Source organism: Pikeienuella piscinae (genome assembly GCF_011044155.1).
Lineage (GTDB): Bacteria > Pseudomonadota > Alphaproteobacteria > Rhodobacterales > Rhodobacteraceae > Pikeienuella > Pikeienuella piscinae.
In genome coordinates, this window is the sequence record NZ_CP049056.1 from 363,286 (window position 1) to 384,150 (window position 20,865).

At 63.3% G+C, this 20,865-nt stretch carries 17 protein-coding genes; 7 read left to right on the forward strand and 10 right to left on the reverse strand.

Annotation, left to right across the window (positions count from 1 at the left end; translation table 11 throughout):
- Window positions 1–206 precede the first annotated feature (206 nt).
- Entirely contained in the window at window positions 207–875 is a 669-nt protein-coding gene (locus G5B40_RS01710; RefSeq protein ID WP_165094265.1) for a GntR family transcriptional regulator, read from the forward strand.
- Between the two features lie 162 nt (window positions 876–1,037).
- Here the strand turns inward: G5B40_RS01710 and G5B40_RS01715 are convergent, their stop codons facing one another.
- Window positions 1,038–1,361 carry a hypothetical protein gene (locus tag G5B40_RS01715; protein ID WP_165094267.1) on the reverse strand — a complete coding sequence of 108 codons (324 nt, stop codon included), beginning with the start codon at window positions 1,359–1,361 and terminating at the stop codon, window positions 1,038–1,040.
- A gap of 365 nt (window positions 1,362–1,726) precedes the next feature.
- Here G5B40_RS01715 and G5B40_RS01720 point away from each other — a divergent pair, with 365 nt between their 5' ends.
- Entirely contained in the window at window positions 1,727–2,371 is a 645-nt protein-coding gene (locus G5B40_RS01720) for a GntR family transcriptional regulator (RefSeq protein WP_165094270.1), read from the forward strand.
- A gap of 56 nt (window positions 2,372–2,427) precedes the next feature.
- Here G5B40_RS01720 and G5B40_RS01725 read toward each other — a convergent pair whose 3' ends face one another.
- The 6 genes from G5B40_RS01725 to G5B40_RS01750 all read right to left on the reverse strand — a co-directional run bounded on the left by G5B40_RS01725 (window position 2,428) and on the right by G5B40_RS01750 (window position 8,633).
- A complete protein-coding gene (locus G5B40_RS01725) occupies window positions 2,428–3,987 on the reverse strand; it encodes a class I adenylate-forming enzyme family protein (protein WP_165094272.1) in 1,560 nt (519 codons plus the stop codon).
- A 2-nt stretch (window positions 3,988–3,989) separates the two neighbouring features.
- Window positions 3,990–4,640: an ABC transporter ATP-binding protein gene (locus G5B40_RS01730; RefSeq protein WP_165094275.1), complete on the reverse strand. Its 651-nt coding sequence runs from the start codon at window positions 4,638–4,640 to the stop codon at window positions 3,990–3,992.
- 4 nt (window positions 4,641–4,644) lie between these two features.
- The gene (locus G5B40_RS01735) at window positions 4,645–5,397 is read right to left on the reverse strand and encodes an ABC transporter ATP-binding protein (protein WP_165094278.1); all 753 of its coding nucleotides are present in this window, start codon (window positions 5,395–5,397) and stop codon (window positions 4,645–4,647) included.
- On the reverse strand, window positions 5,394–6,347 hold the full coding sequence (locus G5B40_RS01740) for a branched-chain amino acid ABC transporter permease (RefSeq protein ID WP_165094281.1): 954 nt from the start codon (window positions 6,345–6,347) through the stop codon (window positions 5,394–5,396). The genes G5B40_RS01735 and G5B40_RS01740 overlap by 4 nt, the downstream gene beginning before the upstream one ends.
- Window positions 6,344–7,240, reverse strand: a complete 897-nt coding sequence (locus G5B40_RS01745) for a branched-chain amino acid ABC transporter permease (RefSeq protein WP_165094283.1) — start codon at window positions 7,238–7,240, stop codon at window positions 6,344–6,346. Before G5B40_RS01745 ends, G5B40_RS01740 begins: the two co-directional genes overlap by 4 nt.
- A 91-nt stretch (window positions 7,241–7,331) precedes the next feature.
- Window positions 7,332–8,633 carry an ABC transporter substrate-binding protein gene (locus tag G5B40_RS01750; protein ID WP_165094286.1) on the reverse strand — a complete coding sequence of 434 codons (1,302 nt, stop codon included), beginning with the start codon at window positions 8,631–8,633 and terminating at the stop codon, window positions 7,332–7,334.
- Between the two features lie 622 nt (window positions 8,634–9,255).
- Here G5B40_RS01750 and G5B40_RS01755 point away from each other — a divergent pair.
- The 4 genes from G5B40_RS01755 to G5B40_RS01770 all read left to right on the forward strand — a co-directional run bounded on the left by G5B40_RS01755 (window position 9,256) and on the right by G5B40_RS01770 (window position 14,704).
- The gene (locus G5B40_RS01755; protein WP_165094289.1) at window positions 9,256–10,857 is read left to right on the forward strand and encodes an ABC transporter substrate-binding protein; all 1,602 of its coding nucleotides are present in this window, start codon (window positions 9,256–9,258) and stop codon (window positions 10,855–10,857) included.
- Between the two features lie 160 nt (window positions 10,858–11,017).
- Window positions 11,018–11,974: an ABC transporter permease gene (locus G5B40_RS01760; RefSeq protein WP_165094293.1), complete on the forward strand. Its 957-nt coding sequence runs from the start codon at window positions 11,018–11,020 to the stop codon at window positions 11,972–11,974.
- 10 nt (window positions 11,975–11,984) lie between these two features.
- Window positions 11,985–13,046 (forward strand): ABC transporter permease, encoded by a 1,062-nt coding sequence (locus G5B40_RS01765; RefSeq protein WP_165094295.1) that lies wholly within the window; start codon window positions 11,985–11,987, stop codon window positions 13,044–13,046.
- Between the two features lie 5 nt (window positions 13,047–13,051).
- Entirely contained in the window at window positions 13,052–14,704 is a 1,653-nt protein-coding gene (locus G5B40_RS01770; protein WP_165094298.1) for an ABC transporter ATP-binding protein, read from the forward strand.
- Window positions 14,705–14,795: 91 nt separating this feature from the next.
- Here the strand turns inward: G5B40_RS01770 and gcvP are convergent, their stop codons facing one another.
- From gcvP to gcvT, 3 genes are read right to left on the reverse strand one after another with little or no spacing between them, the layout of a single operon-like run.
- Complete coding sequence (gene gcvP, locus G5B40_RS01775; RefSeq protein ID WP_165094301.1) at window positions 14,796–17,627, reverse strand: aminomethyl-transferring glycine dehydrogenase; 2,832 nt, start codon at window positions 17,625–17,627, stop codon at window positions 14,796–14,798.
- Between the two features lie 23 nt (window positions 17,628–17,650).
- Window positions 17,651–18,013: a glycine cleavage system protein GcvH gene (gene gcvH / locus G5B40_RS01780; protein ID WP_165094303.1), complete on the reverse strand. Its 363-nt coding sequence runs from the start codon at window positions 18,011–18,013 to the stop codon at window positions 17,651–17,653.
- 4 nt (window positions 18,014–18,017) lie between these two features.
- Window positions 18,018–19,160 (reverse strand): glycine cleavage system aminomethyltransferase GcvT, encoded by a 1,143-nt coding sequence (gcvT, locus tag G5B40_RS01785; protein WP_165094306.1) that lies wholly within the window; start codon window positions 19,158–19,160, stop codon window positions 18,018–18,020.
- A 335-nt stretch (window positions 19,161–19,495) separates the two neighbouring features.
- Between gcvT and G5B40_RS01790 the strand changes: the two genes are divergently transcribed.
- On the forward strand, window positions 19,496–20,836 hold the full coding sequence (locus G5B40_RS01790) for an MFS transporter (protein ID WP_165094309.1): 1,341 nt from the start codon (window positions 19,496–19,498) through the stop codon (window positions 20,834–20,836).
- The last annotated feature ends 29 nt before the right edge of the window (window positions 20,837–20,865 follow it).

Consider the following 20,865-nt stretch of genomic DNA (forward strand, 5'->3'; position numbering starts at 1 on the left):
TGTATAATAAATCGGATGTTAGTCAACAAACCGCCCTATTTATCTCTACAATGAAACTTTGCAGTGGACGGATTCGTGCAATAATATCTCTCTCGGATTTGAACGGATAGAGAACTGGCTCGTTTCTTTCTCATTGGAGCGTATCGGCGTCGCAATACGACTATCAGCGCGCCCGGCTCGTGAACGGCAAGCGGGGACTGTCAGAAATGTCTATGCCGACAAAAGCTCGATCCAGGGGCGGCGATCTAATCGAAGCGATCCGTCTGAAAATTCTTCTTCATGAACTCAGACCCGGCGACGGCATTTCCGAGGACGCCCTGGCGGAAGAGTTCGGCGTTTCCCGCACGCCGATCCGTGAGGCGATCATCACACTTCAGGCCGATCGGCTGGTCACGCTGGAGAGGAATTACGGCGCCTATGTCGCCGCCGACTCGCTCGGCGCGTTCAAGTCGTATCTCGAGGCGGCGATCTTGATCCAGAGTCAGACTCTGGCGCTTGCGGCGAAGCGCCGGACCGAACGGAATCTCGCCAGATTGGCCGAGATTCTGGAGGAGGCGAAGGCCCATCAGGCGTCCGAAGCCTCCATTCCGCGCATACTCGCCTGCCGCCAGTTCATGTTCGAACTCGCGCGGGCTTCACAAAATCCCCTGCTTGCGGAACAGGCGCGGCGCATGATCGATCTTCACATCTTTTTTCGCGTTGGGCTGGCTCGCGCGCTTGCGCCGATGCAACTCGATCAAGTCATGGTCGAACCGCTCGATGATTACTATTCCCTGCTTGAGCTCGTCCGAGAGCGGGACGATGAGGGAATGCGCGCCGCCGTCGGTCGACGTTTCACGACCACCCGCCAACTGATGCTTCGCGCGCTCGGATAGAGCGGTTCGCATCCGATCTACGTGGAATGTCGCGTGCGCAGGCGCGCGCGAGCGGCGCCCGTATGTCCCCGGTTCGGGGCGTCAACGCGGGAGATCGCGGCCCTTGTTCCACATGTTCGCGTTCTCCCGGCCGCGTGCTTCAAGCCGGCGCTGAGATTACGGTCACGCGATATCGGGATTGCGCTTGTCCTCGCGCGTCGACAGGCTGCCGCGGAGTTGCGGCGCGTCGTCTCTGCGCGCGCGGGATCGCGTCAGCGCCCTTGCGAGAGAAGCGAGTCCGAGAAACAGAAGATTTCCAAACATCCAGACGATCAGAAGCGATGAGACGACGCCGTAGCCGGCGTCCACGAGAATCCAGGCGACGACAGACGACAATGCAATGGTGATGACGGCGACGCCAAGCGCTCTTTCCCTGGAGCCTCTGCGAATCGCTTCGACCTCACTGTCGTCGGCGTTGACGCTTTCGCTGAGTTTTTCGGCAACCATCATTCACTCCTCGTTCGGAGGTAGTCACAAACGCCGATCGATTCCGGGTTGCAGACTTCCCCACAGCAGCCAGCCGAAGAGGCCAGCCTTTCACCATCACTCACATTGCATGATAATCTTAAGCGATAATTGGCTCCGCCCTGCAACCATAGGAGTGGATGTTTCGCCTATTAGGTGTATGTTAACCAAAAATGCACCCCTTGCGCGATAAATATACTCATTGTATAATGCTATGCGGCTGCCACGCACATTGATGGAAAGGTCTTGAGCCGGACGGCGAATTCTGATCTGCGGCCGCGGCCGCGTCACTCGATCCAGCCAGAATCGCTGTGGAGCGGCCGCGCTTCCACAATTGAATGAGCCAAATGCGACGACATGAAATCATTGAAGCGATCCGCGTCAAGATTCTGACGCATGATCTGCGTCCGGGAGAAAGCGTGCCGGAAGAAGCGCTGGCGGAGGAATTCTCCGTTTCGCGCACGCCGATCCGCGAAGCGCTCGCCGCGTTGGAGGTTCTGGGCTTCGTGACGATCGAGGCGAACAAGGGCGCGCGCGTTTCCGTCTATTCGATCGACGGTATCCGACAATTCTTCGAGGCGGCGGAGCCGATCTATCTCAGCGTCTACCGGATCGCCACCGAGCGCAGAACCGAGTCCGATCTGGAGATGCTCGAAAAGGTGCTGACGATCATCGAGACGCTCACCCCCGACGGCGACGTCCATTCGCGCATAATGGCCTACCGCGCCTACATGAACAGCCTGGCGGGCATCGCCGCCAATCCGTTCCTGATTTCAGTCACCGATCGGCTGATCGACTATCATATTTTCCTGCGGCGCGGCATCGTGGACACGCTTACATCCAGCGAGCTCAGGCGCGCCGCGCAGGTGAACTACGATCATTATCGCCTCATCAACGACGGCGTCCTCGCCGCCGACGCCGAAGCTGTATGCGCCGCCGTTATCGAACGGCTGCGCAGCTCGAAAACGTTCCTGCTCGAAAATCTGCTCTGAAGGCGTTGCGCCATCCAGCCATTCGCCGTTCGTCGATGCGCGCCAGGCGGGTCGCCTTATCGGTCTGTCGTCGCGGCTCTCTCTCTGAGCGTCTGCTTCATGACCTTGCCGTTGGCGTTTCGCGGCAAGGGTTCGGTCACGAAGGTGAACACGTCCGGCGTCTTGTAGTCCGAGAGCCGCTCCCGGCAGAAGTCGCGAAGCTGCTCCGCTTTCGCGGACGCGTCGGATAGCAGGACGAACGCGTGGGTTTTTTCGCCGAGAATGGGATCCGGTCGCGGCACTACGGCGACTTCCGCGACGGCGGGATGAAAGGCGAGCGCGTTCTCGACCTCGGCGGAATAGATCTTGTAACCGCCGCGATTGATGAGGTCCTTCAGACGGTCGTGAATCTGGAGGAATCCCGCTTCGCTCATGCTCCCCACATCGCCGGATCGCCAGTAGCCGCCGTGAAAACTCTCGGCCGTCTTGTCTGGCATCCGCCAGTAACCAGGCACGATCATCGGCCCGCCGATCCAGACTTCGCCCGATGCGCCCGGCGGAACTTCACGCCCCTCCGGGTCCATGATGCGGATATCCGCGCAGGGGACCGGAGCGCCGACGCTGGCGGGTCGCTCGATCTGGCCGCCGAGGGGCATGATCGTCGCCGGCGACGTCGTTTCCGTCGCTCCGTAAGCCTGCGCAAGAACCAGTCCAGGGACGGCCGCGCCGAGCCGCTCGATGGTGGCGACCGGCATCGGAGCGCCGCCGAAAGCGCCGACCCGCCAGGCGGAAAGGTCATGCTCGGCGAGATTGGCCCGGAGAAGGAGGAGATTGTACATCGCCGGCACCATGACGGTGAAGCTCATCCGTTCCGCCGCCGCGAGCGCCAGGAACGCCTCCGCCTCGAACCTCTCCTGCATGACGACGGCGCCGCCGACGCAGAGCGGGGCGAATACGCCGGCGATCAGGCCGGTGACATGGCTCGCCGGCACCGCAACGATCGTACGATCCTCCGGCCCGAGCGCGAACGCATCACGATAGGCGAGGCTGGAGTGGACGATGTTGAGATGGGTGAGCATCGCGCCCTTCGGCCGGCCGGTCGTGCCCGAAGTGTAGAGAATGACAGCCACGTCTTCCTCTGCGGCCTCGTGCGCGGGAATTGCGTCGCCGGCCGCCAGCGCGTCAAACCCTTCCGGGCCCGCGTCGCCGATCAGCGCGCGGCCCGCGCCATCCGGAAGAAGCGCTTCGAGTCCATCGTCCACAATCGTCAGATTCGCACCCGCGTCGTTGAGGATATATTCCGTCTCCGGCGCCGAAGAGCGCACCGGGATCGGCACCGCGATGGCGCCGGCGCGGATGATTCCGAGAAGGCCGGCGACGAATCGCCAGCGGTTGCGGACGATCAGGCCGACGCGGTCCCCGGGCGCGATTCCGCGGCGGGCGAGGCCGGCGGCGAGCGAGCCGACGTAATTGTCGAGTTCGGTGTGCGAAAGCCGGATCTCGCCATCGACGAGGGCGTCGCGCGCGGGATTTGCCGCAGCGGCCGCGGCGAGCATGGCTCCGATGTTCGCAGGTCGCTCAATGAAGCAGCGCACGACGCGGTCGCCGAAATGCGCCTCGGCCCGCAGCCCTTTCATGGTCACGCCTCGGCTTTCATGTTCGCCCCGCGCTCGATTCCCCAGACCCGGTCGAGCATGGTTTCCGAATGGCTGAGCTCAGACATCGACATGACGATCGAGAGCCGTTCCGATTTCAGCGCTGAAATCACTTCGGACAGCCGCTGCGCCAGCGCCGGCGCGACGCCTTCGAACGGTTCGTCCAGAAGAAGGAGCCGCGAGCCGACCGTCAGCGCGCGCCCGAGCGCGGCGAGTTTCTGCTGGCCGCCCGAAAGGAGGAGCGCCTTTCGTCCCGCCATCTCTTTCAGCTCCGGCATTACCTCGTAAACGAATCGAAGCCGGGCCGCGCCATCAACGCCCGGCGTCACCCATGTCGGGAGGAGAATGTTCTCCTCTACCGTGAGATCGGGAATGAGGCCGCGCGTTTCCGGCATGTAGCCGGCGCCCAGAGCGGAGCGCTTGTGAATCTCCGTCTTCGCCATGCTGACGCCATCCAATTCGATCGAGCCGCCGGTGAGCTTCGCAAGGCCCATGATGGCGCGCATCACTGTCGTCTTTCCGGCGCCATTGCGTCCGGCGAGACCGATCATGGCGCCGGGCGGAACCTCCATCGTGAAGCCGCGCACCGCTTCGACCGATCCGATCCGGACGTGGATATCGTGAAGCTTCAGCATCGGCTCACCTTCGCGTTCCGGTGACGTATTTCTGCACGGCGGAATCGGCGAGCACTTCGCCAGGGGCGTCGTCGGCGATGATCTCGCCGGAATAGAACGCCAGCACACGGTCGGCGTAGCGGGTGACGATGTCCATGTCGTGCTCGACGAAAATCACCGCCGCCTGCTCGCCTTCGAGCGCCGCCATCACCCGGTCCATCAACGGGAATTTCTCCTCCGACGCGACGCCCGACGTCGGTTCGTCCAGCAGCAGCACGCGCGGGCGCACGGCAAGCGCCATGGCGATGTCGATCAGCTTCCGCACCCCGCCCGGCAGCTCGTTCACCGGCTGGTCCGCGTATTCCTCGAGGCCGAATCGCGCCAGCACCGCCGCGGCGCCGTCCAGCGTTTCGGGGCGCCGCGCGGGCCGAAAGAACCGGGGTTTTCCGCCGGTGGCGATTTCAGCCGAGACGAGAAGATTCTCGCTTGGCGTCATCGTTTCGCAAAGCTGCGGGATCTGGAAGGAGCGGCAGACGCCCGCGCGCGTGATTCGTCGCGGCGCAAGACCGGTGATATCCTTGCCGTCGAGAAGAACCTGGCCCGCATCCGGCTTCAGCCAGCCGGTGACCATGTTTACGAAGGTTGTTTTCCCCGCCCCGTTGGCGCCGATCAGCGAAAGCCGCGCGGCGGGCAGGACGGAGACGTCGATATCCTTCGCCGCGACAACCGCGCCGAATGACTTCTGCAGCCCTCTGGCTTCGAGCACGGCCGCGCTCATTTGGGTTCCTCCCTGGCGCCGCCTCCGCGCCGTCCGGCCCAGAGAGAGCCGAAGCCGCGCGGCAGGAAGACGATGACCACGAGCAGGAAGAGGCCGAGCGAAAGCTGCCAGCTTTCTGGAAAATATTGTCCGGAGAACGACCTGACCAACTCGGTTATCAGCGCCGCGCCAAAGACCGCGATCACCGAGGCGTAACCGCCGAGGATGGCGATGAACACGACCTCGCCCGAAGTTGTCCAGTAGCTGAAATACGGGTCGATATGCCCAAGCGCGAACCCGTTCAACGCGCCGCCCAGCCCGGCGAGCGCCCCGGCGACGATCACATTGCGCTGGGTCACCGTGAAGACGGAAGCGCCGAGATATTCGACGCGCAGCTCATTTTCCCGCGACGCGAGCGCGATGAGGCCCGGCCCGCTGTCGAAGTAGAGCCGGCATAATGCGGCCGCAAGCGCCGCTGCGACGACTGCGGCGGCGAAAAGCGCGTAGTCGGCCTTCGCGACGCCGGGCGTCCAGCCGAAGAAACTGGGGCTGGCGACGTTGAACCCGTCGGAGCCGCCGATCGCCGTCACCTTCGCGAGGACGCCGTAAAGCACCATGGAGAGCGCCATCGTCAGCATCGCGAAGAAGATGCCGCGATAGCGCGAGATCAGCGGAGAGATGGCGGCGGCGGCGAGGCCGCCGGCCAGCGCGCCCGCGAATAGCAGGATCGCGACATCCGTCACCTCGAGTCGATTGGAGATGAGCCCGGAAACATAGGCGCCTGCGCAATAGTAGAGCCCTTGGCCGAAGCTCACGAGGCCGCCGCGCATCAGCGCGACGATTCCGAGTGCGACGAGGCCGAAGCCGATCGCCTTGGTCACCGTGAAGAGTAGCCAGTCCGGTGCAACGAGGCCGAGCGCGATCAGCGCCAGCGCGCCGAGCGCCGCGATGGTAAAGACGCGCGCGCTCATATCTTCCGCGCCTTGACGGGGGTGAACAGCCCTTCCGGGCGGAAGATCAGCACCGCGACCATCACGAGGTAAATGATGAAAATCTCTGCTTCCGGGAACTCATAAACTGCGAAGGAGCGGGCGAGGCCGACGATCAGCGCGCCGATCGCCGCGCCAGGTATCGAGCCGAGCCCGCCAATGATGACGACAGCGAAGCTGACGATGATGACCGAGACGCTGATGCCCGGCTGCACCGAAATCAGGGGCGCGGTGAATGCGCCCCCGAGCGCCGCCAGAAAAACGCCGAGCCCGAACGCGAGGAGATAGACGCGGGCGATATTGACCCCCATCGCCTGACTCACCTCCGGCTCGTTGATCACCGCGAGGGTGATCTTGCCGATCCGCGTACGATTGAGTCCGAACCAGACGCCGAACCCGCAGATCAGCGCGAGCCCCATGAGCGCCAGATCATAGCCGACATAGAAGAGCGACCCGAGTTCGACATTGCCGAGCAGGTTGCGCGGTTCAAAGACGTAATAGGGGTCGACGCCGAAGATCATCTTGGTCACGTCCTCCAGCATCAGAAAGATCGCGTAGGTGATGAGAAGAACCAGGACTTCGTCCTTGCCATAGAAAAAGCGCAGCAACCCGCGCTCGATCACGGGCGCGACGATCACCGCCACGGCGAGCGCCGCGATGAACATCGCCACAAGGCTGAACCAGCCGCCGAGTCCCCAGCCCGAAAAGGCTGAGACCGCGACCGCCGCGCCATAGGAGCCAAGCGCATAGAGCCCGCCATGTGCGAAATTGAGAATGCGCAAAACGCCGAAGACCAGCGTCAACCCAAGCGCAACGATGAAAAGCCACGACGCGTAGATCAGCCCGTCGATGATGATCGTGAGTGCGAGGTCCATGTGACTCCCGGTTTCCGCCGCAAGGTGACGAATGGACCACGCCGCGCTGGTTGTGGCGCGGCGTGGAAGAACGGTTCAGTTCAGATCGTTTCTATTCGCACTCGGCTTCGGGGAACCCGGCTTCGATCCATTCGATCCCCTTCATGTCGGCCGGCGGATTCACGCAGCGGGCGGGGAAGCGGATTATGTCGCCGAGGACGATGTGACCATCGTCATTCTTCATCGAACGGCCGAAACCAATCGGCTGGATCGCCTGGTGGCCGTTGCCGTTCACCATCTCGATCCTGCCGCCCGGGCTTTCCCAGCTCGACCCTTTCATCGCAGCCGCCAGCTCTTCCGAGTTCGGCTTCTTGCCGCCATTGGCCTCCATCGCCCGTTCGACCGCGAGTTTCAGGCCGAGAAGCGCCTGAGCCATGCGATAGGGCGCCTGAACCGGCATGACGTCATAGGCATCGGTGTAGATCTTCCACCACCAGTCGTTCAACTCGGATTTCGGCGCCATGAACCCGTAGGCGCCGCGGGCGCCGACAATCACGCCTTCGGGGAAGTTGTCGCCGAGCGGCGGCAGCGAGTGGTCGCCGGCGGAAAGCGCGACCTGGCTCCGCTGGAAGAGCCCGCGCGGCAGCGCCTGAAGGATCATGGCCTGAAGATCACCGCCCCAGAGCGACGTATGGACGACGTCCGCGCGGCGTTGCATGAGTGCCGAGATTTCGGTGCCGTACTGGCCGGCGCCGAAAGCCGGGAAAAGTTCGGCTGTGACTGTCGCGTCGGGATAGATCTGCCCCATCGCCGCCTTGAAGTCGGCCCAGCTGTCATGGCCCCAGGCGTAGTCCTGGTTGATGCCGGAATAGGTCTCGATATCGACTCCCGTCGCTTTCAGGTAGCGAACGAGCCCGACATTGTCCTGAGTCGCGTGGGCGGCGGTGCGGAAGACGTACTCATAGTCCGCGTCCTCGAAAATCCGCGGGGTGCCGCAATCGTAGAGGATGGTGAACTGCTTCAGCTCTTCGGCCACCGGCGCCACCGCGAGACAGTCGCCCGAGCCGACATAGCCGACGACGACGTCGACATTCTCACGCTGCACGAGATTGCGATATTCCTGCACCTGCGTGGTGGCGCCGCCGGCCTCGTCGATGACGACAGGCTCGATCACCAGGCCGCCGAAACCCTTCTTGTCGTAGGGAGCGGGCGCCTCGCCCGCGTTCATCTTCTCGACAAGTATCTTACCGCCATCCCACGCGGGCACGCCGAAGCTCTGCGCGGCCTGGCCGGAAAGGAAAGTGACGATGCCGACCTTGAATGTTTCCTGCGCCGAAACCGGGCCGGATAGGCAGATTGCGGCGCCCATCGCCAGCGCCGCGGCGAAGCCGCAGCGGTCAATCGTATTCTTCATTCGGTGACTCCTCCCATTTGGGATCCGAGCTTGCGAGACTCGCCGCCGGATTTCCCATTTATCGTGTTCACAATATGCGCCGCCGTCTCCGCGTCAACTCGCTAGGGCTCCCGATGAATTCATTGCGCCTCACTGCTGCTCTCGAAGCGGAATCCTTTCAGACGTCTGGTTTTCCCTTAGTGCGACTCTATGGATAGCTGTTCGGATATCCGGATTATTCTTAGCGCCGTTTTGTGCGGTTTGACGTCGCATCGACGCAGCTGCTCGTTCCGTGTTGATATTCTTCCCAAGGACGCGATCTTCCAGCGCGATAGCGGCGCAAATGCGTCGAGCGTCCTGCGCATTCGAGTGGCGCATCGCCGCCTTCATCAAGGCGGCGCGCGCGCGCCCGAAAATGACAGTTATGGTGAGCTTTCGGGCGCCGGGAAACCGGCGAGGGGGCGCCAGTTGCGGAATGAAACGTGCGCGCGAAAGACAAAATGCATGGAAGTCGCGGGCTGTTCATGTTTGCATGAGGGACGGAATACGCAAATTGTTCGGCCCGAGTCTGGCGGCGCAGAGTGTGATTCAATCGTCGCGTGTGCTGGAACTGGACGAATTTACTAGTGGAGGTATGACTACCATGAAAATCAAACCGGAACTCATGCACCGGCTTGCGGACGCGGCGCGGACCGGAAAGCTCTCACGCCGCAGCTTCATGAGGAACGCGACCGCGGCCGGCGTGACCGCGGCGACTGCGACGGGGCTCTGGACGACTCACGCGAGCGCAGAGCCGAAAAGAGGCGGGACGTTCCGGTGGGGGATCCATGACGGCAACACGTCCGACACGCATGACCCCGGCACGTATGTGACGCGTCAGCAGATCTATCTCGCGCACCAGTATCGCAGCTATCTGACGATGATCAATTCCGACAACACGCTGGGCCCCGATCTGGCTACGGAATGGAGCGCGACTCCGGACGCCGCCGAATGGACGTTCAAGATCAACGACAAGGCCAGCTTCCATAGCGGCAAGGCGCTGACGGCCGAAGATGTGGTCGCGTCGATCAACCATCACAGGGGCGACAAGACGACGTCCGCCGCAAAGGCGCTGCTGACCGACGTCACTGACGTCGTCGCCGACGACGCGCATACAGTCACGATCAAGCTCGGGCGCGGCAACGCCGATCTGCCCTGGCTGATGACGGACTACCACCTCGCGATCTGCCCGGCCAACGCCGACGGCTCGATCGACTGGCAGTCCGGCGACGGCAGCGGCCCCTACAAGATCGAAAGCGGCGAATTTGGCGTGCGCTGGGAACTCAGCCGGTTCGACGGGTGGCATGGCGAGGGGGCGTATTTCGACGCCGTCGTGATGCTCGTTCTCAATGACCCGAACGCGCGGCAGACCGCGCTGGTGACGGGTGATGTCGACTGCGTGTCGCTTGTCGAGCTGAAGACGCTGGCGCTGCTGCAGCGCTCGCCGAATATCGAGGTCGATAACGTGCCCTCCGGCGCGGCGATCACCATGCCGATGTTCTGCGACACCCCGCCATTCGACGATGTGAATGTGCGGATGGCGCTCAAGCTTGCGATCGACCGTCAGGAGATCATCGACAAGATCGCCTTTGGCGCGGCGACCATGGGCAACGATTTCCATCTTGCGCCGGTGCAGCCCTTCTTCCCCGCGGACATTCCGCAGCGCGAATACGATCCCGATCAGGCGAAATCCCTGCTCAAGAAGGCCGGGGCGGAAGGCGTGTCGGTCAAGATCCACACCGCCGACAGCGTCTTTTCCGGCGCGGTCGACATGTGCGTCCTATACGCCGAGCAGGCGCGGGCGGCGGGAATCAACATCGAAGTCGTGCGCGAGCCGAGCGATGGCTATTATTCCGATGTCTGGCTCAAGAAAGCGTTCACCGCGGTCTCGTGGGGGGCGCGGCCGACGCCGGACGTGATGTTTACGCTCGCCTACAAGTCCGACGCGGCGTGGAACGAGAGCCATTGGCAGAACGAGCGGTTCAACGAATTGCTGCTTGTCGCCAAGGCCGAGCTGGACGAAGCGAAGCGCGCCGAGATGTATCACGAGATGTGCATGCTGATGCGTGACGATGGCGGCACGATCATCCCGTTCTTCAACAACTTCGTCTATGCTCATGACAAGAAGGTTCAGCACAACGCCGACTTGGCCGCGAGCTGGGAATGCGATGGCGCGCGCGCGCCGAGTCGCTGGTGGTTCGCCTGAACTGATGGATTCGCGCCGCTCCGAACGGAGCGGCGTGGTCTCGCTGGCGCCCGGTTGCGTCCGGGCCCGGCGCTGCCGGGCCGCGGCCTGAAGAGGTTCGCGAACCGGCGAGAAACAATAACCAATGCCGCCGGAAGGGCGGATGAACAGGAGGGGTACTATGGGCGATGTGGTGACCATCATCCTCAAGCGCCTTGGGCTGGGAGTCGTCACGCTCTTCGTGATCTCCGTTCTGATCTTCAGCGCCGTCGAGATGCTGCCGGGCGACGTCGCCGAGGCGGTGCTCGGGCAGGGCGCCACCGCAGAAACCGTGGAGGCGATGAGGCTCCAGCTTGGCTTGGATCAACCCGCCCCGATACGATATTTTCACTGGCTGGGCGGCGCGATTCAGGGTGATTTCGGCCAGTCGCTGATCTCCAGCGAGCGGGTGAGCGAGAAGATCGGCCCACGGTTGCTCAACACGCTCTTTCTCGCCAGCTACGCCGCCGTGATCGCCGTGCCGATCGCCATCGTGCTCGGCGTGATCGTCGCGCTGTTGCGGAATACGATATTCGACCGGGTGGCGAATGTGCTGACGTTGACTTCGATCTCGTCGCCGGAATTCTTTCTCGGCTACATCCTGATCCTCTATCTGGCGGTCAAGGCGCCGATCTTTCCGGCGATCGCGAGCCTCTCCCCCGACATGACGTTTCCTGATCTGCTGTACCGCACCTTTCTTCCCGCCCTGACGATGGTGCTCGTGGTCACGGCCCACATGATGCGGATGACGCGGGCGGCGATCATCAACCTCCTCGCCTCTCCCTATATCGAGATGGCGCGTCTCAAGGGGGCGCCTGCATGGAAGGTGATCGTGCGCCATGCGCTGCCGAACGCCTGGGCCCCGATCATCAACGTGGTCGCGCTCAACCTCGCTTACCTCATCACCGGCGTGGTGCTGGTTGAGGTCGTGTTCGTTTATCCGGGCATCGGACAATTGCTGGTCGATGCGGTGAGCAAGCGGGACTTCCCGGTTGTGCAGGCGGTCTGCCTGATCTTCGCTGCGACATTTATCCTGTTGAACCTTGCGGCCGATGTCGGGGCGATCCTGACCAATCCGCGCCTCAGGCATCCGAAGTGAGGGGCTGGAGATGAATTATTTTGTGATCGTCTACTACGCCCTGCTGATCGGGGCGTCCTGTCTCGCGGCTTATTACGGCAAACGCGCAGCCTTCATGCTGCTCTTCAGCCTGACGCTGTTGTCGTTCGTGATGGGCATCATCGGCGGCGAGGCCGCCCTTTGGACCGTAACGATTGTCGCGGGGTTGCTGGCGCTGGCCGCCGGAACCGCCTACGCGTTCCGCGAATTCCTGATCAACATCGTTGGCCCGCAGACGGCCAAACTGTTGCGAACGGCGCCGTTGACTGCGGCGTTCGGCATGTTCGTGATCTTCACCTACGCGGTGATGGGGATTTTCGCGCCGATCATCGCGCCCCATGGCGAGGCGGAGGTGATCTCCTCCTCCTTCGCGCCGGCGGACGCCACGATGTTGCTTGGCGCGGATCAGCTTGGGCGCGATCTCTTCAGCCGGCTGGTCTATGGCGCGCGAAACACGGTCGGGCTTGCGCTTCTCGCCACTCTGCTCGCCTTCCTCATGGGCGCTTTCGCCGGTCTGATGGCGGCCACGAAGGGCGGGTGGATCGATCAGGCGATGGGGCGTATGGCGGATGTGATCATGTCGATCCCGTCGCTGATCTTCGCTCTGCTGCTGCTCTCGATTTTCGGCACCAATGTCTTTGTTCTGGTCATCATCGTTGCGGTGATCTACTCGCCGCGGGTCTTTCGCCTTACGCGGGCCGTGGCCGGAAACGTGGTGGTGATGGACTATGTGGAAGCGGCGCGACTGCGGGGCGAGGGCGACTGGTACCTGATCAGGCGGGAAATCCTGCCGAACTCCACCGCTCCGCTGATCGCGGAGTTCGGGCTGGAATTCTGCTTTGTCTTCCTGCTCATCGCCGGCCTTTCGTTCCTCGGCCTCGGCATCCAGCCTCCGACGGCGGACTGGGGCTCAATGGTGCGTGAGAACGCCACGCTGATCTCGTTCGGCGAAATCACACCGCTTATCCCCGCCGCCGCGATCGCGTTGCTGACGGTTTCCGTCAATTTCGTGGTCGACTGGATGCTGTGGCAGTCAGCCGGCTTGAAGGAGTGAATGTAATGTCCAAGGAAGATAAAGATCTCCTGCTGAAGGTCCGGGACCTGCGGATCGAAGGCTACTCCGACGAAAAGTGGATCGAGATCGTTCACGGCGTCAATTTCACGTTGAACCGGGGCGAAGTGCTTGGCCTGATCGGCGAATCCGGCGCGGGCAAATCCACGATCGGCCTCGCCTCGATGGGATTCGCGCGGGATGGTTGCCGCATTTCGGACGGTTCCGTCGAGTTTGACGGAATGGAGTTGACGACGTCGTCTGAATCGGAGCTGAGGGTGCTGCGCGGCTCGCGGATCGCCTATGTTGCGCAATCCGCCGCCGCCTCCTTCAACCCGGCGCACCGGCTGATCGAGCAACATGTGGAGGCGCCCCTTCACTATCACTTGCGCAAACGCTCTGAAGCGCAGGACGATGCGATGGAGCTCTATGAAAAGCTGCGTCTGCCAAACCCCACCGAGATCGGCTTCAGGTATCCGCATCAGGTCTCCGGCGGTCAGCTTCAGCGCGCGATGACGGCGATGGCGATGTCATGCCGGCCCGACCTGATCATCTTCGACGAGCCGACGACCGCGCTCGACGTCACCACGCAGATCGAAGTGCTTTCCGCGATCCGCGATATCGTCGACCAGTTCAACACCGCCGCGATCTACATCACGCATGATCTCGCGGTCGTCGCGCAGATGGCTGACAAGATCAAGGTCCTGCTGAAGGGCGATGAGGTCGAAGAATCCGACACCGCCGAAATGCTCTCGAATCCGAAGGAGGATTACACCAAGAGCCTCTGGGCGGTGCGCAGCTTCACGCGCGAAGAGAAGAAGCGCCCGACCGGAGACGCTATACCGGTCGTATCGGTCGAGAATATCGACGCCTCCTACGGAACCACGAAAGTGCTCGAAGACGTGTCATTCGACATTTACGCGGGCATGACCGTGGCGGTCGTCGGCGAGTCTGGCTCGGGCAAGTCCACCACGGCGCGCTGCATCACCGGCCTTCTGCCGCCGACCAAGGGACGCATCCTGTTCAATGGTGAAGAACTCCCGGCGCACTACTCGAAACGTAGCAAGGATCAACTGCGGCAGGCGCAGATGATCTACCAGATGGCTGATACGGCGTTGAATCCGAAGGTGCAGATTCACGAGATCATCGGCCGTCCGGCGCAGTTCTATTCGGGCCTGAAGGGCGCGGCGCTCAAGAGCCGGGTCGATGAGTTGCTTGACCTTATCGAGCTCGAGCCGTCGAAATATTTCCACCGCTATCCGCCCGAACTATCCGGCGGGCAGAAACAGCGGATCGGCATCGCCCGCGCGCTGGCGGCGGAGCCGACCTTCATTATCTGCGATGAGGTGACGAGCGCGCTCGACCAGCTTGTAGCGGAGGGCATCCTGAAGTTGCTCGACAGGCTGCAGAAAGAGCTGAACCTCGCCTACATGTTCATCACGCATGATCTGGCGACGGTACGTTCGATCGCCGATGAGGTGGTGGTGATGAAGGAGGGGCGCGTGGTCGAACAGGGCGCCAAGTCTGAGATGTTCAAACCACCCCACCATCCCTACACGGATCTCTTGTTGTCGTCGGTGCCGGAGATGGATCCGGACTGGCTCACCGGCGTCCTCGAAGAACGCGGCGTGGACAACATCGGCGAGGCGGCGGACGTCTGAGGCCGGTTTCGCCGCCGAATATAGAATCGGCGGCGGCGGCTTCTGACGATAGCCGAAGGCGGGTCCGTCGCCGCCAGCAGCGTTGCGGTGGCTATTCCGCCGCGTCCACGTAGCTCTCGACAGGTGGACAGGAGCAGACGAGGTTTCGGTCTCCATAGACATTGTCGACCCGGTTGACCGGGGACCAGTACTTGTCCACTCGGAACGCCCCCGGCGGATAGCAGGCCTGCTCTCGGCTGTAGGGGCGGTCCCATTCGCCGACCAGATCCTCGACCGTATGCGGGCTGCGCTTCAGCGGGTTGTTCTCTGGGTCCGCGCGGCCCTCCTCAATCGCCTTCGCTTCATCGGCTATGGCGAGCATGGCGTTGATGAAGCGGTCAAGTTCGGCCTTCGGTTCAGATTCCGTCGGTTCGATCATCAGCGTGCCTGCGACCGGCCAAGACATGGTCGGCGCGTGGAAGCCGCAATCGATCAGGCGCTTGGCGACGTCATCGACGCTGACGCCGGCGCTGTCCTTGAGCACCCGCGTATCAACGATGCACTCATGCGCGACGCGCCCATTGCGGGAATAGAGGATCGGGTAGGCCGACGCGAGGCGGCTCGCGATGTAGTTCGCGCTGAGGATCGCAAGTTTCGTCGCCTGGGTCAGGCCAGCCCCGCCCATCATCAGGCAATAGGCCCATGAAATCACCAGGATCGAGGGGGAGCCGTACTCCGCCGCGCTCACCCGGCCGGCGCCGCCGGGGCGACCGGGCAGGAAAGGCGTCAGGTGCGCCTTTACCCCGATCGGGCCCATGCCAGGTCCACCGCCGCCATGCGGGATGCAGAACGTCTTGTGAAGATTGAGATGGCTGACGTCCGAGCCGATCTCGCCCGGACGCGCCAGTCCAACCAGCGCGTTGAGATTCGCGCCGTCGAGATAGACCTGCCCGCCATGTTCATGGGTGATCTCGCACACGGTGCGCACGGTTTCTTCGAATACGCCGTGTGTCGATGGGTAGGTGATCATGCAGGCGGCGAGGGTGTCGGCGTTCGCTTCGGCCTTGGCGCGGAAATCGTCGATGTCGATATCGCCATTTGCAGCCGCTTTCACGACGACGACCTTCATTCCCGCCATCTGCGCGGAGGCAGGGTTCGTGCCATGCGCCGAGGTGGGAATCAGGCAGACCTTTCTGCGGTCATCGCCACGACTGGCGTGATAGGCCCGGATCGTCAGCAGCCCGGCGTATTCGCCCTGCGCGCCGGAGTTCGGCTGCATCGAGAATGCGTCGTAGCCGGTGATGGCGCAAAGTTTCTCCGAGAGGTCGGCGATCAGTTCCGTGTAACCCGCCGTCTGATCCGCCGGCGCGAGTGGATGAATGTCGGCGAATTCAGGCCAGCTCAACGGCATCATCTCGGCTGTTGCGTTCAGCTTCATGGTGCAGGAGCCGAGCGGGATCATCGCCCGGTCGAGCGCGAGATCGCGATCGGCCAGCCGGCGCATGTAGCGGGTCATCTCCGCCTCGGCCCGGTTCATGTGGAAAATCGGATGGGTGAGATATTCGCTGGTGCGGATCAGCGCCGTGGGCAGTCGCGTCTCGTATTCGATATCGGTCGGCTCGCCGCCAAAAGCGCCGAGGACGGCCTCCGTATGCTCACGCCGCGTGCGTTCGTCGAGGGAGATCCCGATGCGCGTCGCACCGATCTTGCGCAGGTTGACCCCCCGCGCCTCCGCCGCCTTCAGGATCACGCCTTGCAGCGCGCCGGCTTCGACGCTGATCGTGTCAAAGAATTCCGCAGGCTCTACCTTGAATCCAAGCGTCTCAAGCCCTTTCGCCAGTCGAGCCGTCTTGCGGTGAATGCGCTCGGCGATCGCCTTCAATCCCACAGGGCCGTGAAAGACTGCATACATCGACGCCATCACCGCCAGTAGCGCCTGCGCGGTGCAGACGTTCGAGGTGGCCTTTTCGCGCCGAATATGCTGCTCGCGGGTCTGCAGGCTCAACCGGTAGGCGCGACCGCCGCGCGCATCGACCGAAACGCCAACAATGCGCCCCGGCATGACGCGCTTTAGCGCGTCCTTCACCGCCATATAAGCCGCGTGCGGACCGCCGAAGCCGAGCGGCACGCCGAACCGCTGCGTCGAGCCGATGGCGATGTCGGCGCCCATCTCGCCCGGCGGCGTCAGCAGCGTGAGCGCGAGGGGGTCGGCCGCGACGCAGGCGAACGCGCCGGTCTCGTGCAGCGATGCGATGGGACCGGTGAAGTCATGGATATGACCGTAAGTGCCGGGATACTGGAAGAGCGCCCCGAAGAGCCGCGCCGGGTCGAGATCGGCGAATGGATCTCCCACGATCACATCCCATCCGAGCGGCTCCGCCCGGGTCCGGATTAGCTCGATGGTCTGTGGGTGGCAGTGATGATCGACGAAAAAGGCGGTCGCCTTGGATTTCGTCGCGCGCTGGCAGAGCGCCATCGCCTCGGCCGCCGCGGTCGCCTCGTCCAGCAGCGAGGCGTTGGCGACGTCAAGTCCGGTCAGGTCGCAGACCATGGTCTGGTAGTTCAACAGCGCCTCAAGTCGACCTTGACTGATCTCCGGCTGGTAGGGGGTGTAGGCGGTGTACCAGGCTGGATTCTCCAGAATATTCCGCTGGATCGCCGGGGGAGTGACGGTGCCGTAATAGCCTTGGCCGATCAGGCTTGTAAGCACCTTGTTCTTCATCGCAGTCTGTCGAATACGGTGTAGCACACCCTGTTCGGAAAGCGCCGGCCCCCAGTCGAGCGGCGCCGCCTGACGAATGCCGGCCGGTACGGTCTCGTCGATCAGCGCGTCGAGCGAGGATGGGCCAACCGCCGCCAGCATCTCCTCGATCTCCTTCGGGGAGGGACCGATATGACGGCGGTTCGCGAAGTCGTAGGGGTCGTAGTCGGTGGCGGCGCTCATGGCGAAGTTTTCCTTCTCAGGCGTCAATCGAGACTGGCGGTGTAGGCGGCTTCGTCAAGCAGTTCAGTGAGATCATCCGGGTTGTTCAGCTTCATCTTGAAGAACCAGCCGGCGCCGCGCGGATCGGAGTTGACGATGGAGGGGTCGGCGGTGATCGCGTCGTTGACCTCGACGATTTCCCCGTCGAGCGGGGCGTAGACGTCGGAGGCGGCCTTGACCGACTCGACAACCGCCGCGGCGTCGCCCTTGGAGAACTTGGCGCCTGTCTCGGGCAATTCCACGAAAACCAGATCGCCGAGCTGCTCGGTGGCGTGGGCGGTGATTCCGACCGTGGTGATGCCGTCCTCGGTCGACAACCACTCGTGATCCTCTGTGAATTTAAGCATGGATTCAGCCTCTCTTGTAACGGGGGGAAACGAATGGAAGGGCGGCGACGCGTACCGGCAGGCGCTTGCCGCGAACATCGGCATGGACCGTGACGCCGGGCTCCGCCATGTCGGCGGCGACATAGCCCATCGCGACGGGGGCCTCCACCGTGGGGCCGAAGCCGCCGGACGTGACCTCGCCGATCGGATCTGCCGCGGCCTCACTGGCGTAGAGAAGGGCGCCGGCGCGGACTGGCGCGCGGCCCTCGGGCGAAAGCCCGACGCGGCGGCGGGGGGCGCCGGTTTCAAACTCGGTGAGGATCACATCGGCGCCGGGAAAGCCGCCGGCGCGATCGCCGCCGCTGCGGCGAACCTTCTGTATCGCCCAGGTGAGCGCCGCGGCGATCGGGGTGGTGTCCGGGCCGATATCGTTCCCGTAAAGGCAAAGCCCGGCCTCGAGCCGGAGCGAGTCGCGCGCGCCGAGGCCGATCGGCCGCACGGCTTCATTCGCAAGCAACGATTCCGCGAGTTCGACGGCGCGGTCCGCGGGGACCGATATTTCGTACCCGTCTTCGCCCGTGTAGCCGGAGCGCGAGACGAAGCAATCGGCGCCAAGAATCTCGACCGGGTGAAGGTCCATGAACTTCATCGCCGCGACTTCCGGCGCCAGCGCGGCGAGGGCGCTTTCGGCCGCCGGCCCCTGCAGTGCGATCAGCGCCCGGTCGGTGAGCTCCTCGACTACGCAGTCATCGGAGAGGTTCGCTTTCAGATGCGCGATGTCCGCGGCCTTGCAGGCGGCGTTGACCACCAGAAAGAGATGATCTCCCCGATTGGCGACCATCAGGTCGTCGAGAATGCCGCCGTCTGGAGAGGTGAAAAGCGCGTAGCGCTGCCGCCCCTGCTTCAGGCCCAGAATGTCGACCGGCACCAGGCGTTCGAGCGCGAGCGCGGCGTCCTCGAAGCGGCCGGATCGGGCGCGGAGCGTGACCTGACCCATATGGCTGACGTCGAAAAGCCCCGCTTGCGCCCGCGTGTGCAGATGTTCCTTCAGCACGCCATCGGGGAACTGGACCGGCATCGAATAGCCGGCGAAAGCGACGAGCTTTCCGCCGCGCTCGACATGCAGATCGGTCAGCGGTGTTTTCAGGAGGTCGTCGGTCGCTGTCATCAAATTGCTCCCTGGCGCGTTCCGGCGCGGCTTTCCTCAATCATTGCATTTTCCCGGAGGTCGTCATCTGGAAACCGGGCCGTGGCGAGGCGCTCATGCGCCATTAATCGGAGAGCAAAGCGCGCCCGGCCGCCAAGTTCAAGGCCCGCCCCAAAAAAATCTACTCGCAATGGTGGATCACGCCTGATTCCTTCCGTCTTCCAGTGTATTGATGAACCTTGCCAGAACTCGCTCCGCTCTGCATCGGCGCCGTCGCTCCGTCCAGGGTGGAGAATCCGGGTGATCCGCGCGTGAATTCTGCTAGCGTCGGCGTCGTCGCGGGTGAGGGGCGTGGAATGAGCGGGCGCGAGCGTAGGGCGGTCTGGGGTTGGATGTTCTACGACTGGGCCTCGCAGCCCTTCCACACGCTGATCCTCACCTTCATCTTCGCACCCTATTTCGCCGCCTCGGTCGCCGATTCTCCCGCGCGCGGGCAGGAAATCTGGGGCTATGCTGTCGCCGGCGGATCGGTGCTGATCGCGCTGCTGGCGCCGGTTCTCGGCGCGGTCGCGGACGCCAGCGGGCCGCGGCGGCCATGGATCATCGTCTTTTCCGCCTGTTACATGGTCGGGACCGCCGGCCTCTGGTTCGCGTCTCCGGGCCTGCCGGACCCCGCGCTCATCCTCGGCTTCTTCATTCTTGGCCTTGTCGGAGTGGAGTTCACGACGGTCTTCACAAATTCGCTTCTACCCGATCTTGGCCCTAAGGAGGAAATCGGCAGGATCTCCGGTTCGGGCTGGGCTATGGGGTATTGGGGGGGACTGGCCTCACTCGTCATCGTGCTCGGGTTCATCGTTCCGGGGCCGGATGGCGACGCGACGCTGCTTGGGATTCAACCTGCCTTCGGGCTCAAGCCGGCGCTGGGCGAAGGGCCGCGGGCGACCGGACCGCTAAGCGCGATCTGGTATTTCGTCTTCATGATTCCATTCGCGCTCTGGACGCCGGACGCCGCGCGCAAGCCGAGGGCGGCCGGCGCGGTGGCGGCGGGGCTCGGCCAGCTTCGCGCGACTCTCCGGTCGCTGCCGCGGGACAGGAGCCTCTTTTCCTATCTCGCATCTTCGATGTTCTATCGCGATGCGCTGAACGGTCTTTACGTCTTTGGCGGAATTTACGCTGCTGGAGTTCTGGGGTGGGAGACGTTCCAACTCGGCCTGTTTGGGATCATCGCCGCGCTGGCGGGCGCTGTTGGGGCGTGGCTTGGCGGGCGGGCGGATCGGCGGCTTGGTCCGAAACCGGTGATATGTTTCGCAATCGCCGCGCTGATGCTGGTGTCGATCGTGACGATCACGACCGGGCCGGGCGAAGTGATGTTCATCCCGGTCGGTTCGGCGGCTGCGCCCTCGGGGTTGCCCACGATGGTGTTCTATCTTTGCGGCGCGGTGATCGGCGCCGCGGGCGGTTCGCTTCAGGCGGCGTCGCGGACAATGCTGGTCAGACAGGCGCGGGAAGGGCGGATGGCGGAGGCGTTCGGCATCTACGCGCTGGCGGGAAAGGCGACGAGCTTTCTCGCGCCGTTCCTGATCGCCGTCGTGACTGGGGCGACGGAAAGCCAGCGCATCGGGGTGACGCCGGTCATACTTCTGTTTCTTGTCGGCCTTCTCCTGATGGTCCGGGTGACGGCGGAAGGGCGCAAGTGATTGCGGACGCGGATGGCGGTTGTTACATG

What these genes read in the sequence shown, in the direction of transcription:
- G5B40_RS01730 (WP_165094275.1), bottom strand. Translation starts at nt 4,640, where the DNA reads ATGCTGAAGCTTCACGATATCCACGTCCGGATCGGATCGGTCGAAGCG.
- G5B40_RS01765 (WP_165094295.1), top strand. Translation starts at nt 11,985, where the DNA reads ATGAATTATTTTGTGATCGTCTACTACGCCCTGCTGATCGGGGCGTCC.
- gcvP (WP_165094301.1), bottom strand. Translation starts at nt 17,627, where the DNA reads ATGAGCGCCGCCACCGACTACGACCCCTACGACTTCGCGAACCGCCGT.
- G5B40_RS01760 (WP_165094293.1), top strand. Translation starts at nt 11,018, where the DNA reads ATGGGCGATGTGGTGACCATCATCCTCAAGCGCCTTGGGCTGGGAGTC.
- G5B40_RS01750 (WP_165094286.1), bottom strand. Translation starts at nt 8,633, where the DNA reads ATGAAGAATACGATTGACCGCTGCGGCTTCGCCGCGGCGCTGGCGATG.
- G5B40_RS01745 (WP_165094283.1), bottom strand. Translation starts at nt 7,240, where the DNA reads ATGGACCTCGCACTCACGATCATCATCGACGGGCTGATCTACGCGTCG.
- G5B40_RS01735 (WP_165094278.1), bottom strand. Translation starts at nt 5,397, where the DNA reads ATGAGCGCGGCCGTGCTCGAAGCCAGAGGGCTGCAGAAGTCATTCGGC.
- G5B40_RS01770 (WP_165094298.1), top strand. Translation starts at nt 13,052, where the DNA reads ATGTCCAAGGAAGATAAAGATCTCCTGCTGAAGGTCCGGGACCTGCGG.
- G5B40_RS01740 (WP_165094281.1), bottom strand. Translation starts at nt 6,347, where the DNA reads ATGAGCGCGCGCGTCTTTACCATCGCGGCGCTCGGCGCGCTGGCGCTG.
- G5B40_RS01715 (WP_165094267.1), bottom strand. Translation starts at nt 1,361, where the DNA reads ATGGTTGCCGAAAAACTCAGCGAAAGCGTCAACGCCGACGACAGTGAG.
- G5B40_RS01755 (WP_165094289.1), top strand. Translation starts at nt 9,256, where the DNA reads ATGAAAATCAAACCGGAACTCATGCACCGGCTTGCGGACGCGGCGCGG.
- G5B40_RS01725 (WP_165094272.1), bottom strand. Translation starts at nt 3,987, where the DNA reads ATGAAAGGGCTGCGGGCCGAGGCGCATTTCGGCGACCGCGTCGTGCGC.
- gcvH (WP_165094303.1), bottom strand. Translation starts at nt 18,013, where the DNA reads ATGCTTAAATTCACAGAGGATCACGAGTGGTTGTCGACCGAGGACGGC.
- G5B40_RS01720 (WP_165094270.1), top strand. Translation starts at nt 1,727, where the DNA reads ATGCGACGACATGAAATCATTGAAGCGATCCGCGTCAAGATTCTGACG.
- gcvT (WP_165094306.1), bottom strand. Translation starts at nt 19,160, where the DNA reads ATGACAGCGACCGACGACCTCCTGAAAACACCGCTGACCGATCTGCAT.
- G5B40_RS01790 (WP_165094309.1), top strand. Translation starts at nt 19,496, where the DNA reads ATGAGCGGGCGCGAGCGTAGGGCGGTCTGGGGTTGGATGTTCTACGAC.
- G5B40_RS01710 (WP_165094265.1), top strand. Translation starts at nt 207, where the DNA reads ATGTCTATGCCGACAAAAGCTCGATCCAGGGGCGGCGATCTAATCGAA.